The following is a 15,039-nucleotide window of genomic DNA, read 5'->3' as shown; positions in this document are numbered from 1 at the left end:
TCCCGGAGGCTCGGGCGGTCCGGGCTGTTCTCGCGCGCCCCGGACCACCAGCGGTTTCACCGTCTCCCCCCGCGCCCGCCCCCGAGCGACCGGCGTTGTCAGTGGCCGCCGTTACTGTGACACCACTTGATCGAACCGGTGGGGAGAGGCGGGGGCCAGTGCGGCGCTGGGAGTTCGTCGGCGACGGATCGTCGAAGTTCTGGGCGGTGGAGTCCGAGGGCGGAGCGGTGACGGTCCGTTACGGACGCTGTGGCACGGAGGGGCGTACGCAGGTGAAGGACTGCGGGACGGCCGAGGCCGCCGAGGCCCATGTGCGCAAGGCGATAGCGGAGAAGGAGCGCAAGGGATACCGGGAGGTGGCGTCGGCGCAGGCCGCCCCGGCTCCCGGGGCGACCGGCGCGGGGACGACGGCGGCCGTCGCGGGGGCGGTCGCCGACCTGGGCGCCGACCGCGGCGGCCATGGCGGCGACGTGCTGCCCGACGAGGACACCTTCGTCGTGCCGAGCGCCTGGCGGCGCCATGTGCACCCCCGTCGTTGCGGCATCCGCCGGGTACCGGCGGCACCGGTGAAGGACGCCGTCCGCTGGGCCGAGCGGCAGCTGCGGGACCAGGCGGGCTGGGTGCAGTCCGTCCTCGACGCCCCGGGGAGCGACGAGCAGCTCGTGCGGGCCGCGTCCGCGCACCGCGCGGGTGAGCCCGACCCCCTGGGCGCGGCGGTCCTCGCGGCCATCACACCGGAGCACCGGTCCGGGGCCGTCCGCGTCGACGCCTGGGTGGCGTCGTACGGCCTGCCGTTCGCGGCCGAGGCGGTCGCGGAGCTGTTCGAGGTGGAGGTGCACTACCGACAGCACGGCCTGCAGCGCTCCGACCAGTCCGTCGCCCGGCTGCCCGACGTGGACACGACGCACGGCGCCTGGCTGGCGCGCGGGGCGGCCGACCGCGTCCGCGCGCTGCTCGCGGCGGCCGACGAGGAGACGTACCGGGCCGCGGTCGCCGCGCTGGCCGGGCACCGCAAGGGCACCCGCCCGCGGATCGTCGTCTCCTACCTCGTGCCCACGGAGTCGCAGTGGCTGGCCGAGACCTGCGCCGACCCCGCGGTGGCCGGGCGCCGGGACGCCGTCCTGCGGTCGATGCTGTTCTGCTCGCTGGACGACCCGGCACAGGTCGCCCAGGTCGGAGGAGTGGCCGGTCTCGGCTGGAACGGCTGGCCGATGTCGACGGTCGCGACCGTCGCCGAGGGCATCGGCACAGCCGTCGCCCCGCTCGTCGCCGAGCAGTTGGGCCGTTCGCAGGCCGGATCCGACATGGTGAAGCACGTGACCGGGGTGCTGTCCGAGATCCCCACGGACGAGGCGTTCGAGCTGCTGGTGGCGCGCCTCGACGAGAAGTGGGCGCACGCCCCCGTGGCGAAGGCCGCGCGCCGGTACCCGGTGCGCGCGCTGCGGCTGCTGGCCGCGGCCACGCTGCGCGGTGGCCCGCTCGCCGCGCAGGTCCGGCACGCCCTGGTGGTGCATGTGTCCGCGCACCGGGACATCGCCAAGGCGGTGCTGCCGTCGCTGCCACCGGAGTCGGCGGCCGTCGTCGAGTCGCTGCTGTCCCCGCGGGACCGGCTGCCGGAGGCGCCCTCCGAAACCCTGCCGCTCCTTTTGACGAGCCCGCCGTGGGCACGGCCCCGTCCGCAGGGCAAGACCCGTACCGTGACCGGTCTGACGCCGCCTGCCGAAGTGTCCGAGGTGTGGCTGCCGGGTGAGCGTCAGGAATGGGCCGACACCCCTTCCTGGCTGACGACCTGGGGCAGGTCGAGGGACTGGTCCAACGATCCGGGCGTGCTGCGGGACTCCATCGCAAAGGGATCGATCCGCACGGCCTCGCTGTTCGTGACCGAGCCGGAGGACCTGGTCGGGCCGCTGCTCGACGACTGGACACCCACGGACCTCTGGGACGGCGAGGCGGTGCTGAAGCCGGTCGTGGCGCGGTTCGGGTCGGGCGCCCTCGGGCTGGTGCTGCGTCTTGCACCGAGCCACCCCGGCCAGCTCGCGCCGCTGCTGCTGCCGTTCGCCGGCACCGAGGTGGCCCGTCTGGTGGCCGCCTGGGCGGTGCGGCTCAAGTCGACACGGTCCACGGTGCGCGCCTGGTTCGCACGGCACGGCGCGACGGCCGCCCGGCTGCTGGTGCCGGACGCGGTCGGCAAGGCGGGCCCGGCCCGGCGCCATGCCGAGCAGGCCCTGCGGACGATCGCCGAGGGCCACGGCCCGGAGGTCGTGCGAGCCGCGGCGGAGGCCTACGGGGCGCAGGCCGTGGCGGCCGTCGACGAACTGCTCGCCGCGGACCCGTTGCAGACCTCGCTGCCCGCCAGGATGCCCGAGCCCGTCGAGTGGGCCGACCCGGTGCTGCTGCCCCAGCCGCTCGTACGCTCCGGGGACGCGCTCCCCGACGCGGCGGTCCGGCACGTGGTGACGATGCTCGCGCTGTCCAGGCCGGGCGAGCCCTACCCGGGTCTCGCGACCGTACGGGAACTGTGCACCGAGGACTCGCTGGCCGCCTTCGCCTGGGCCGTGTTCGACCAGTGGCGGCTCGCCGGCATGCCGAACAAGGAGAGCTGGGCGCTGCATGCCCTGGGGCTGCTCGGCGACGACGCCACGGTGCGGAGGCTGACGCCGTTGCTGCGCTCCTGGCCCGGCGAAGGCGCACACCACCGCGCGGTGGAAGGGCTCGACGTGCTCGCCGCGATCGGCACCGACGTGGCGCTGATGCATCTGCACGGCATCGCACAGCGCGTGAAGTTCAAGGCACTCAAGGTCCGCGCACAGGAGAAGATCGCCGAGGTGGCCGAGGGCCTGGGCCTCACCGGCGCGCAGCTGGCCGACCGGCTGGTGCCCGACCTGGGTCTTGACGAGCGCGGCTCCACGGTCGTGGACTACGGAAGCCGCCGGTTCACCGTCGGCTTCGACGAACAGCTGCGGCCGTATGTGCTCGACGAGGACGGCAAGCGCCGCAAGGACCTGCCGCAGCCGGGGGCGCGCGACGACGCGGAGCTCGCGCCCGCCGAGCGCAAGCGGTTCATGGCCCTGAAGAAGGACGTGCGGACCATCGCGGGCGACCAGGTGCGGCGGCTGGAGTCGGCGATGGTGGAGAGCCGCTCGTGGCCGGCGGCCGAGTTCCGCGAGCTGTTCGTCGGCCATCCACTGCTGTGGCATCTGGTCCGCCGACTGGTGTGGCTGAGCGAACACGGCGGCGAGGTGACGGCGTTCCGGGTGGCGGAGGACCGTACCTTCGCGGATGTCGAGGACGCCACGTACACCCTGCCGGACGACGCGACGGTGCGTCTGGCGCACCCGCTGCATCTGGAGAGCCGACTGGCCGACTGGGCCGAGCTGTTCGCCGACTACGAGATCCTGCAGCCGTTCCCGCAGCTCGGCCGGGCGGTTTTCCGGCTCGGGGAGGACGAGGGCGGTGCACGGCTGACCCGCTTCGAGGGCATCACGGTGCCGACCGGCAGGGTGCTGGGCCTGGAGCGGCGCGGCTGGCAGCGCGGAGTGCCGCAGGACGCGGGTGTGGAGCGCTGGATCTCGCGTCGGCTCGCCGCCGACCGCTATGTCGTCATCGCGCTCGACGACGGCATAGCCGCCGGATACGTCGACCTGTTCGAGAACCAGCGGCTGGACACCGTCTGGCTGGACACCGAACCGGGCGACTTCCGGGGCAGTCGTACGTATCCGCTGCGCTTCGCCGACCTGGACCCGGTAATCGTCTGCGAGGTGCTGGCCGACCTGACCGAGCTGACCGAAGGGGCTGCCGAGTGAGCCGCCGTTCCGACCGCGCCGGGGCGCTGACCGGCCCCGGCGCGGACGCCCCGGAATCGATGCAGCGACCGCCGGCCGAGGTGCGCTACGCCGACGAGCTGGCGGCGCTGCGCGCGGCCGACAGCGATCCGCGGCCGCCCGGCTGGGAGTTGAGCCTGCGTGCGGTCCGCCGTTTCGTCGTCGGCGACGAGGACGCCGGCATCCGCCGCAAGTTCGTGGGTCACCCTTCGCTCGTGGACCGCGCCCTGGTCACCCTGGCGACCGATCGCGGGCTGATGCTGGTCGGCGAGCCGGGCACCGCCAAGTCCCTGCTCTCGGAACTGATCGCGGCGGCCGTCAGCGGCACATCGGCGCTCACCGTGCAAGGCGGTGCCGCCACCACCGAGGACCAGATCAAGTACGGCTGGAACTACGCCCTGCTGGTCGCCGAAGGACCGTCGACCCGGTCGCTCGTGCCCGCGCCCATGGTGCGCGGCATGGCCGAGGGCCGCATCGTCCGCTTCGAGGAGATCACCCGGTGCCCCCTGGAGGTCCAGGACTGCCTCCTCTCGCTGCTCTCCGAGCGGGTGGTGGCCATTCCCGAACTGGACGGCCCGGAAGGGATGGTGTTCGCCCGGCAGGGCTTCAACGTCATCGCGACGGCCAACACCCGCGACCGGGGTGTCAACGAGATGAGTGCCGCGCTGAAGCGCCGTTTCAACTTCGAGACAGTCTTCCCGATCCCCGACCTGGACACCGAACTCGCGCTCGTCGAGGCCGAGGCGACGGCCCTGCTGCGCCGCTCCGGGGTCGAGAAGGCCCCCGACCGGGATGTGCTGGAGGTCCTGGTCGGCACCTTCCGTGATCTGCGCGCCGGAGCCGGGACGGGGCAGGGCGGCCTCTCCCACTCGCGGCCCGGCCCGAGCGGGGGGACTCCCGCCGGGGACCGGCTCTCGGCGGTGATGAGCACGGCCGAGGCGGTGTCCGTGGCGCATGCCGTGGGCGTGCGGGGCTGGTTCCTGCGCGGCGAGGCGGGCAGCGCGGCCGACGTGGTCGCCTGTATCGCCGGCGCGGCCGCCAAGGACAGCCCCGAGGACCTGGCCCGGCTGCGCCGCTACCTGGAGCAGCGGGTGCAGCGCCGCAGCGGCCCGGCGTGGAAGGCGCTGTACGAGGCGCGTCATCTGCTGGACGGCGGCGGCTGATGGAGACCGGCGAACCTCCCGCGCCGGCGGCGGTGTTCCTGGGGGTGCGTCACCACTCCCCCGCGTGCGCGCGCCTGGTGGGACGCACCATCGAGGCACTGCGTCCCGCGTACGTCCTGGTGGAGGGTCCGGCCGACATGAACGACCGGCTGGCGGAACTCTCCTTGGGCCACGAGCTGCCCGTCGCGGTGTTCAGCCACTACCGCGACGGCGAGCGCGCGGCCACGTCATGGACGCCGCTGTGCGACTACTCGCCGGAGTGGGTCGCCCTCCGGGCGGGACGCGCCGCGGGCGCCGATGTGCGTTTCATCGACCTGCCCGCCTGGCACCCGGCGTTCGGCCGGCGCACCAACCGTTACGCCGACGCGGAGTCCCGCTACGAGGAGGCCACGGCACGCCTGTGCCGCCACTTCGGCGCCGACTCGGTGGACACGCTGTGGGACCGCCTCTTCGAGACCGAGTCGGACCGAGGTCTGGCCGAACGGCTCGACGCGTACTTCGCGCTGGTTCGCGGCGACGCGGAGGCCGACGAGGGGGACGCGGCGCGCGAGGCGTACATGACCTCCTGGGTACGCGCGGCGGTGCGCGCCGCCGGCGGCCGGCCGGTGCTGGTGGTGACGGGCGGCTTCCATCAGCCGGCGCTGCGGAGACTGGCGGCGGGTGGGGGTGCCGTCGCGGGTGCGGGGGCCTTTTCGGATGCCGGGGGCTGTGCGGGTGCCGTCGCGGGTGCGCGTGGCGGTACAGGTGCCCGTGGCAGTACGGAGACCGATGCCTGTACGGAGACGGATGGCCGTACGGATGACGGCGGCAGCGCCGCGTCCCGCCGGGACGCGGGTGCGGACGAGTGGCCCGGTGTGCCCCGGCCGCCCGAGGGAGCGCTCGCCGGCAGCTACCTCGTGCCTTACTCCTTCCGGCAGTTGGACTCCTTCGCCGGGTACCAGTCCGGGATGCCGTCGCCGGAGTACTACCAGCGCGTCTGGGAGGACGGCCCGGAGGCGGCGGCGGACGGACTGCTGCGCTCGGTGGCCGAGCGGCTGCGTCACCGTAAACACCCGGTTTCCACTGCGGACCTGGTCGCGGCGCGCACCCTGACGGAGGGTCTGACGGCGCTGCGCGGTCACCGCACCACCGCCCGCACCGACGTGCTGGACGGCCTGGCCGGCGCGCTGATCAAGGACGACCTGGAGCAGCCGCTGCCCTGGACGGCCCGGGAGACCCTCGCGCCCGGTGCACATCCGGTCGTCGTCGAGATGCTCGCGGCGTGCGGCGGCGACCGCACCGGGCGGCTCCACCCGGACACGCCCGTGCCCCCGTTGGTGCACGACGTCGTCGCGGAACTCACGCGCCTGGGGCTCGGCAAGGACGCCCCGGTCACCCTGGACCTGACGACCCCGGACGGCCTGGAACGCAGCCGTCTGCTCCACCGGTTGCGCGTGCTCGGCATCCCCGGACACGAGCGGACGGCGGGCCCCGGAGCGGCGGCGGACCCCGTGTTCACGGAGCGCTGGGAGCCACGCCCGCACCTCGGCCGCGAGGCCGCGCTGATCGAAGCCGGCGCCTTCGGGGCGCGCGTCGAGGAGGCCGCCGCGGTCGCCCTCGACGAACGCGCCCGTAGGGCCGGCGGTGCGGCGGACGACGTGGCACGCGTCCTGTTCGACGCGGTGCTGTGCGGCGCGGGTGCGCTGGGCGAGCGGCTGCTCGGCACGGTGGCCGCGCGCGTCGCGTCCCTGCCCGAGCCCGGCGCCCTGGGGCAGGTGCTCGCGACCGCGCTGGGGCTGTGGCGGCACGACCGGGTGTACGGAGTCGCCCGGGACCCGCTGCTCGCCTCGGTCGTGGATCGCGCGGCGGGCCGCCTGCTGTGGCTGCTGGACGGCGCGCACGGCCCGTCCGCAGGGGCCGACTTCGCCCGGCTGCGCGCGGTCGCGGCGCTCAGGGACGCCGTACTGCACGCGGAGGACCTCCTGTCGGTGTCGCGCACCGCGGTGACCGAGGCCGCCCGCCGGATCAGCGCGGACCCGGCGGCGCCGGCCGATCTGCGGGGCGCGGCGTTCGGACTGTGGCGGGTCCTGGGTCCGTCCTCGGGCAGTGCCGTCGATCAGCCCGTGGGTCCGGGGACCGCGCCCGCCCCGGCCGCCCTGCTCACCACGGCCGTACCCGACACCCTCGGCGACTGGCTGGCCGGCCTGTTCGCGGTGACCCGTGACGACGTCGGCCCGCTGACCGGTGTACTGGACACGCTGATCGGCGGGATGAGCGAGTCCGACTTCCTGACGGCCCTGCCCGCCCTGCGTCAGGCCTTCGCCTTCTTCCCGCCGCGGGAACGCGAGCAGATCGCTGCCCACTTGCTGGAGCTGCGCGGCGTGCGGGGGTCGACGCGGACCCTGCTGCGTACGACGGCGGACCCGCTGCTCATCGCCCGCGCCCGTGCCCTGGAGGAGAACGTGACCAGTCTGCTCGACCGCCACGGACTTCGGCACGAGGTGGTCACGCCATGACGACGGCCGGACCCGACCCCTCGCTGGAGCGCTGGCGGCTGATCCTCGGCACCCCCGCCGAGCGCTGCACCGGCCCGCTGGGCGCCGAGGGCGCCGCCCGCGACGCCGCGCTCGAATGGCTGTACGGACGCGACGAGGACCTGGCTCGCCGCGGTGTGCGCCGTACCGCGCCGGCCTCCCGCGAGGGTGGCGACGGCCCGTCCGCCGTCACCGCGGTGGACTGGCTGGACGACGTCCACCGCCTCTTCCCGAAGGAGACGGTCGAGCGTCTCGAACGCGACGCGGTCGAGCGGTACGACATCCAGGAGATCGTCACCGATCCGGCGGTGCTCGAGCGCGTCGAGCCGAGCGCGACGCTCCTGCGGGCGGTGCTGCGCACCAAGCACCTGATGAACCCGGAGGTGCTGCGCCTGGCACGCCGCATCGTCGACGCGGTGGTACGTCAGCTGATGGAGCGGCTGCAACCGGAGATCCGTCAGGCGTTCCACGGCACCCGCTCGCGGCGACCCGGCCGGCGTGCGTCCGCCCGCGACTTCGACTTCCGCCGCACCCTCCGCGCCAACCTGGTCCACTACCAGCCCGACGAGCGCCGTGTGCTGATCGAGCGGCCCCACTTCGGCTCCCGCACCCGTGCCCACCTGGAGCCGTGGCAACTCGTCCTCCTCGTCGACCAGTCGGCCTCGATGGTCGGTTCCGTGATCCACTCGGCGGTGACCGCGGCCTGCCTGTGGGGCCTGCCGGGCCTGCGCACCCATCTCGTCGCCTTCGACACCTCGGTGGTGGACCTGACGTCCGACGTGACGGACCCGGTCGAGCTGCTGATGCGGGTCCAGCTCGGCGGCGGTACGGACATCGCCCGAGCCGTCGACTACGGCGCGGGCCTGGTCGACAACCCGCGGCGCGCGATCGTCGCCGTCGTGTCCGACTTCTACGAGGGCGGGGACGCCTACCGTCTCGTCCGTACCGTGCGGTCGCTGACCGAACAGGGCACGACCGTTCTCGGCCTGGCAGCCCTCGACGAGGAGGCCAACCCGGCGTACGACCGGGAGCTCGCCTCCCGTCTCGCGGACGCGGGTGCTCAGGTGGGGGCCATGACGCCGGGTCATCTGGCGGCGTTCGTGGCGGAGAGGCTGGGCCGATGACCGCGCAGACGCCGGCTGCCGCCGGGGCCGCCCGGGCGGACCTCCTCTCCCTGACCCCCGAGACGCTGGCCGCCATCGCCAACCGCGGCCTGGTCAAGCGGGCCGCCAGGGAGGTCGACGCCGGCAACGGCCCGACGGTGTCCGCGGACGGGTCCGGCGCGGTCCTCGCCCGGTACGCCGACGGCACGCGCACCGAACTCCCGGCGGGAGCAGCCCTCGACGCGGCGGTGTGCGGGTGTGGTGCGGCAGGGGTGTGCCGGCATGTGATCGGGCTCGTCCTGGCGTACGGGCAGGAGGCCGCGGGCGATCCGTCCGGCGGCGACGCAGCGGCAACGGACACCTCGGGTGAGAGTGCGCCGCAAGAGCCCATGCCGGGCGAGGCGCCGGCCGGGAGCCCCACGGGCGAGGCGGAGTCGAGCGGGACCCCCTCCGGCGAGGCGCCGTCGGGCGCGACACCGTCGAGCGCGGCCCTCTCGCTCGAGAAGCCGGCGGGCCGGACACCGTCGGAGGCGGAGGAGCCCGCCGCTTCCGACGGGAGCGAGGAAGCCCCCCAGGTCTGGTCCCCGGCCGCCGTCGACGACGGAGCCCTCACCGCCGCCGTCGGCGCCCGCGCGGTGTCCGCCGCGCGCCGCACCCGGGACCGCGGCTACACCGCCCGTGTCCACCGCCCGACCGCGGAACAGCCGGTCCCCTGGGTGGAACTCCCCTCCTGCACGGTACGTTTCCCGGTCCCCGGAGCCATGGCCTACGCGCTCACGGACGCGGCGACGGAACTGCGCGGCGAAGTGACGGCCCTGGCGGTCTGGGCGTTCCGGGCGGCCGACGATCAGGCCCCGGGCGAGGAGGTCGCCCAGGTCACCGTCGGCGGTGCCATGGCCGGCGCGGACCGTGCCCTGCGCCTGCTGGACAGCGCCGTCGACCTCGCGGACACGATCCTGTGGGAGGGTACGGCCCATGCCGGACCGGTCCTGACGGCGAGCGTCGGCCGGACGGCGGCCGACCTGGCGGCGGCGTCGCTGCACTGGCCCGCCGGGGCGGCCCGCGACCTGGCGGACCAGCTCGCGGCGTACACGGACCGTGCGGCGCGGTACCACCCGCAGCGGCCGGCCGAGCTCCTTGCCGAGCTGCACGCCCGCCGACGGGCCGCCGGCTCACCGGAGGCGCTCGGTACCCGCGAGCCCGGCGAGACACCGCTGCGCCGGGTGCGCCTCACCGGGCTCGGCGCCCGCATCACCGGCACGGCCGAACGCCCGGTCGCCGAGGTGTACTTCGCGCACTCGGACTCGGGTGTCGTGCTGGTTCTCCGCAAGGAGTGGAAGCAGCCGGAGGGTGCGCCGTCCGCCCAGGCCTTCGGGGGCCGCCGGGTCCTCGGCACGACGCTGGCGGCCCTCGCGGCCGGCAATGTCGTGAGCGAGAACGCGAAGCGCACCGCCAGCCGCGCCCTCTCCCTGTCCCGGGGCCGCCTGGGCGCGACCACGGTCACCCCGGTGGGAAGGTCCTGGCTCGACCTCCCGGGCCCCCTCCTCGTCCGCGACCTGGAGGCGCACACGGCCCGCTGGTCCGAGCGCCCGCCACGTCCGATCCGTCCTCGCGTGGAGGCCGAGTCGGTCCACGCGACGGAGGTCTCGGGCGTGACGGCGGTCGGCTACGACCCGGCCGGCCAACGCCTCGAGGCCATCGTGCTGGACGGGGCGGGCAACGAGGCGCTGCTCACGGCCACCCACAACCCCCTGGCGCCGCAGGCGCTGGACGCCCTGGCCGAGGCGCTGACCTCCGGGGAGGTCCGCTGTGTCACGGGCACCCTGCACCGCACGGGCGGACGCACGGCGATCACCCCGCTGTCCCTCCTCACGGCGGCGGGCGACACCGTCACCCCGGACCTGTCGCCCCTCGGCACCGTGCCGGTGCCGCTGCCCGCGCTCCCCCACCGGGCGCCGGACCCGCTGGGCTCGGCGCTGACGCCCGCGCTCGACGCGCTGGCCGCCCTCGCACACCAGGGGCTGCGGCACACCACGCCTGTGGCCCTGTCCCGTCTCCGGGACGAGGCCGTCCGGCTCGCACACGTGGGCCTCCGCGACTGCTCGGCCGCCGTCGCCGCACTGCGCGACGCCCTGGCCGGGGACGACCCGGCGCGGGCCACCACCTCATGGACAGCCGCGTATCTGCGCCTTCTGGTGACCACCGAGCTCCTGGAGCCGGACGGTTCGTGACCACCGGCCCGGCCCGGTACAACCGGCCGGGCCCGGTACAGCCGCCCGGGACGGACGCCCCGCTAGTTCCCCGGCGTCCACACCGGGAAGCCGTGCGGCGGGTACTGCCGCGTCAGCTCCTCCGCCCGGGCGAGCAGTTCGCGTCGCTTGCGCGCGGCCGTCCGCATGAGCAGGACGAGGCCGAGGTCGAGCAGCGCGAAGAAGGTCAGCGGGACGGCCAGCACGCCCTTGCCGGTCGTGAACAGTTCCACGAACCCGCCGATCACGCCGAGGAACAGCAGCGCCGCGACGGGGATCAGCTTGAGCAGCTTCTGCTCGTTCCTGATGAGTTCGGCGTGGTTGCGGGCCGCACGGGCGCTGGTCCCGTGGAAGGCCGGGTGCTGCGCGGCCACCTCGAAGGGGGTGCCGGGCGGCAGAGCCTCCCAGCGTGCGGCCGGGTCGGGATCCGGCACGAACACCCGCTTGCGCACGGCCTTGGTGCCGCGGGTCTCCAGATGCCGGTAGCCGTAGGCGGTCGCCAGCTGGATCGCCTGGTCGGGCAGGAGCTGGGTGGTCCGGATGACCACTTTGGGACGCCCGTCGAAGAGGTGTGCGTAGGCGCCCGGCCTGAGCCGCCGCGCCTCGGCCATCCGCTCCGTGAACGTCCCCCGGGTCCCACTCACCACGACACCGCTTCCCGGCCGCCACTCGGGCATGCCCACAACAAATCTGCCACGTCGGGGAAGAACATACCTCGGTGTCAGTGCGGCTCGACGACGCGGTCCAGATGGGGCAGGTGATGGTCCAGCCGCTCCCGCTTCGCCTGCAGATAGCGGATGTTCTCCGGGTAGGGCTCCGTCAGCAGCGGCACCTGTTCGGCGACCTTGATGCCATGGCGCTGAAGCGCTTCGCACTTGCGCGGGTTGTTGGACAACAGCCGCACGGACCGTACGCCGAGGTCATGGAGGATCTCCGCCGCCACCCGGTAGTCCCGTGCGTCCACCGGGAGCCCCAGGGCCAGGTTCGCCTCGACCGTGTCCAGCCCCTCCGACTGGAGCTTCATCGCCTGCAGTTTGGCGAGCAGTCCGATCCCCCGCCCCTCGTGGCCGCGGAGATAGACGAGCACACCGCGCCCCTCGGCCGCGATGGCGTCCAGCGCCGCCGACAGCTGCTCGCCGCATTCGCAGTGCCGGGACCCGAAGGCGTCGCCGGTCAGGCACTCCGAATGCAGGCGGACCAGGGTGTCATCTCCCTCGACATCGCCGTAAATCAGAGCCATTTGCTCATCACCGCGATCCAGGTCGAGATAGCCGACCGCGAGAAAATCTCCGTGCACGGTGGAAAGAGGGACATCCACCACGTGTTCGACACCGGCGGGGCGGCGCCCGTCGTGAACATTGCCGCGGACGCGGTCCTCGAACTTACCGTCAATTCCTGTCATGATCCGACCCTATCTCCCCGTATCCTTGCCATGGGCATGGAGAATGGCATGGAATCGACACCGTACCGGCAGCCGACGGCCCCTGTAGGAACGCACCATGAAAGGCCCTCAGAAACATGAGCAATTCGGCGAAACCCGTCACCGCCCCCGGCACGGCGTCCGGCCTGTTGCCGCTGTGCACGACGGATGACGTACGGGCCAGGGCAGCCACGGTCGCCGTCCTCCCCATCGGCAGCTTCGAACAGCACGGCCCCTTCCTTCCCCTGATCACGGACACGGTCATCGCGTGCACCATCGCCCGCGAGATAGCCGCAACGCATACGGTCCAACTGCTTCCTCCGCTCACGATCTCCTGCTCGCACGAGCACGCGGACTGGCCGGGCACGGTCAGTATTTCCGCGGCCACGCTCCATGCCGTCGTACGGGACATCACGGACTCTCTCGCCCGGTCCGGAATCGACGCACTGGTCCTGGTCAACGGGCACGGCGGAAATTACGTACTGCGCAACGTCGTTCAGGAATCCGTCACCGGCACGACCCGCATGGCACTTTTCCCGGGCTCTGCCGACTGGGACACGGCACGGGCCAGAGCAGGTCTTGTCACCTCCGCCCGGAGCGATATGCACGCCGGGGAAGCGGAAACCTCGATCCTCTTGCACGCCCATCCCGAACTCGTCGGTTCCGGTCATGAATCCTCCGATGTCGTGGCCGACGAACGGAAACACCTCCTCACTCTCGGTCTGCGGCCCTATACGGAGTCCGGCGTCGTCGGCCGCCCTTCCCTGGCCTCCGCCGAAAAGGGGAAGGAACTGCTGGCGTCGCTGGTGGACTCCTTCGCCGAGTACGTCTCGGTGCTCGCCCGATGAGCCGCCGCCCTGACGGCGGAACGGCTCACGCCGTGCTGTCCGAGACCGCTGCCTGGGAGCGCCTTCTCGGCGTCCGCTCGGCCGCGGACGCCGAGTCCGCCGGGCTGGTCCGCGACCCGGACGGCGGCTGGCGCTGGGGGGAGGCCGCATCTGCCGAGGCGGACCTGCTCGCCGAACGCTATCTGCCGCTGTGCCTGGCCGGCCCCCGCCTCACCATCGCTCAGCTGGGGCAGAGCCTCGACGGTTTCATCGCGACCCGTACCGGCGACGCCGACTACGTGACCGGCGAGGAGGACCGCTGCCATCTGCACCGGCTGCGGGCCCTCACCGACGCGGTGGTCGTCGGGGCGGGCACCGCCGTCGCGGACGACCCCCGGCTCACGGTGCGGGCCTGTGCCGGCCCCAACCCGGTGCGCGTCGTCGTCGATCCGCGCGGCCGGGTGCCGCTCGGACACCAGGTGTTCACCGACGGGTCAGCGCCCACCCTGTGGGTGGTGGGCGAGGGCAGCGCCCCCGGCGGGCCCGTCCCGGATGGCGTCGACGTACTGACGCTTGCGGACCGCGCCGACGCGTTCGCGCCCGGGCGCCTGGTGCGGGCGCTGGCCCGGCGCGGCCTGGGCCGTGTGCTGGTCGAGGGCGGCGGTGTCACCGTGTCGCGCTTCCTGCACGAGCGGGCGCTGCACCGGCTGTACGTCACGGTCGCTCCGGTCCTGCTCGGCGACGGCGTGCCGGGGCTCCGGTTCGCGGGTACGCCGGTGATGCGGGACGCGCTGCGTCCTCCGACGCGGCGCGGCCTCCTCGGCGAGGACACCCTCTTCGAACTGGACCTGGGGACGCCGCAGTCGGGCGAGGCCCTGGACGCCGAGCACGACGGCGCCCGGTAGGCTCGCGGCGAAGGCGAGCACGCCGTACACGACGGCGGTGGTCAGGCCCTGGGAGGCGCCGAGGCCCGCGGCGCCGAAGGCCCACGCGGTGACGCCCTCCCTCGGCCCCCAGCCGCCGACGTTCACCGGAAGCCCCATGGCGAGCAGGGCGAGCAGCATCAGGGGCGCCAACGTGGCGAAGGGCGCCGTGGATCCGGCGGCACGCGCGGCGATCAGGAACGTCGCGAGGTGCCCGGCGAGCACCACGGCGGACGAGAGGACCACACCCGGCCAGGCGCCGCGGGCCAGCAATCCGCCGCGTGCCTCTGCCACCGTGGCGCGCACCGCGCGCAGCCAGCGCGGGGTGCCGGGTGCACGGCGGAGCCGCACCGTGACGGCGACGAGGAGCGCCCCGACGCCGACGGCGAGCGGGACGGTCCCCGGCCATGCCGCGAGGTCGTGGATCTGCGCGAGGACGGGGGCCGGCAGGACGAACAGCGCGGGCAGGCCCACGGCGAGGAGGACGATCTGGCCCGCGGTCCGCTCCAGGACGACCGCGCGCACGGAGCGCCCGACGTCCCCGGAGCTCTGTCCGTGCCGCACGGCGCGGTGCACGTCGCCGAGGACCCCGCCGGGCAGTGCCGCGTTCAGGAACAGGGCGCGGTAGTAGTCGGCGACGGCGCGGCCCAGCGGCAGCCGGATGCCCAGACCGCGGGCCACCAGTTGCCACCTCCAGGCGCTGGAGACGGTGGTGAGGGCGCCGATGGCGACCGCGGCGAGCAGGGCGGAACCGTCGCTGCGGCGCAGCCCGTCGAGAAAGGCGCCCGTGCCCAGCCGCCACACAAGGACACCCAGGATGGCCGCTCCCGCCAGCATCCCCAGGCGGGCCCGGACGGCGGCGGTCCGCCGTGCCCGGGGTGCGGTCCCGGTGTCACAGGGCAGTGCCTTGCGCAGGCGCAGCGGCCGCCGGGTCCGCCCCGTGGGAACGCCGCAGGCCACCTGCCGGTCCGTCCGGCCTTCGGCGGCGCGCCGCGGCGGCCGTCCGCCGTCCGGCGAGGC

The 15,039-nt window shown here is 74.1% G+C and carries 9 protein-coding genes and 1 pseudogene; 7 read left to right on the top strand and 3 right to left on the bottom strand.

What is annotated here, in order from left to right:
- Positions 1-158: 158 nt before the first annotated feature.
- Genes ACWCP6_RS32145 through ACWCP6_RS32125 form a run of 5 tightly spaced genes read left to right on the top strand, consistent with a single transcriptional unit; the run spans position 159 to position 10,831 of the window.
- Positions 159-3,803: a WGR and DUF4132 domain-containing protein gene (locus ACWCP6_RS32145; protein WP_450936133.1), complete on the top strand. Its 3,645-nt coding sequence runs from the start codon at positions 159-161 to the stop codon at positions 3,801-3,803.
- Positions 3,804-3,862: 59 nt separating this feature from the next.
- Positions 3,863-4,984 carry an ATP-binding protein gene (locus ACWCP6_RS32140; protein ID WP_450936159.1) on the top strand — a complete coding sequence of 374 codons (1,122 nt, stop codon included), beginning with the start codon at positions 3,863-3,865 and terminating at the stop codon, positions 4,982-4,984.
- Entirely contained in the window at positions 4,984-7,479 is a 2,496-nt protein-coding gene (locus ACWCP6_RS32135; RefSeq protein WP_450936132.1) for a DUF5682 family protein, read from the top strand. Before ACWCP6_RS32140 ends, ACWCP6_RS32135 begins: the two co-directional genes overlap by 1 nt.
- Positions 7,476-8,621: a VWA domain-containing protein gene (locus tag ACWCP6_RS32130; protein ID WP_450936131.1), complete on the top strand. Its 1,146-nt coding sequence runs from the start codon at positions 7,476-7,478 to the stop codon at positions 8,619-8,621. The genes ACWCP6_RS32135 and ACWCP6_RS32130 overlap by 4 nt, the downstream gene beginning before the upstream one ends.
- On the top strand, positions 8,618-10,831 hold the full coding sequence (locus ACWCP6_RS32125; RefSeq protein ID WP_450936130.1) for a hypothetical protein: 2,214 nt from the start codon (positions 8,618-8,620) through the stop codon (positions 10,829-10,831). The genes ACWCP6_RS32130 and ACWCP6_RS32125 overlap by 4 nt, the downstream gene beginning before the upstream one ends.
- 62 nt (positions 10,832-10,893) lie before the next feature.
- Here ACWCP6_RS32125 and ACWCP6_RS32120 read toward each other — a convergent pair whose 3' ends face one another.
- Complete coding sequence (locus ACWCP6_RS32120) at positions 10,894-11,493, bottom strand: hypothetical protein (RefSeq protein WP_450936129.1); 600 nt, start codon at positions 11,491-11,493, stop codon at positions 10,894-10,896.
- Positions 11,494-11,570: 77 nt separating this feature from the next.
- The gene (ribA, locus tag ACWCP6_RS32115; RefSeq protein ID WP_450936128.1) at positions 11,571-12,251 is read right to left on the bottom strand and encodes a GTP cyclohydrolase II; all 681 of its coding nucleotides are present in this window, start codon (positions 12,249-12,251) and stop codon (positions 11,571-11,573) included.
- A 116-nt stretch (positions 12,252-12,367) separates the two neighbouring features.
- On the opposite strand from ribA, the gene ACWCP6_RS32110 reads away from it, so the two are divergent.
- Positions 12,368-13,117: a creatininase family protein gene (locus ACWCP6_RS32110; protein WP_450936127.1), complete on the top strand. Its 750-nt coding sequence runs from the start codon at positions 12,368-12,370 to the stop codon at positions 13,115-13,117.
- Complete coding sequence (locus ACWCP6_RS32105) at positions 13,114-14,001, top strand: RibD family protein (protein WP_450936126.1); 888 nt, start codon at positions 13,114-13,116, stop codon at positions 13,999-14,001. Before ACWCP6_RS32110 ends, ACWCP6_RS32105 begins: the two co-directional genes overlap by 4 nt.
- On the opposite strand, the pseudogene ACWCP6_RS32100 reads toward ACWCP6_RS32105, so the two are convergent.
- A pseudogene (locus tag ACWCP6_RS32100) lies at positions 13,903-14,856 on the bottom strand (lysylphosphatidylglycerol synthase transmembrane domain-containing protein); the annotation flags it as partial. The gene ACWCP6_RS32105 and the pseudogene ACWCP6_RS32100 sit on opposite strands and share 99 nt — an antisense overlap.
- Positions 14,857-15,039 lie beyond the last annotated feature (183 nt).

The organism is Streptomyces sp. NPDC002004 (assembly GCF_053593975.1).
Note: the sequence above shows the minus strand (reverse complement) of the source record. Positions and strands in the feature narration are given on the sequence as shown.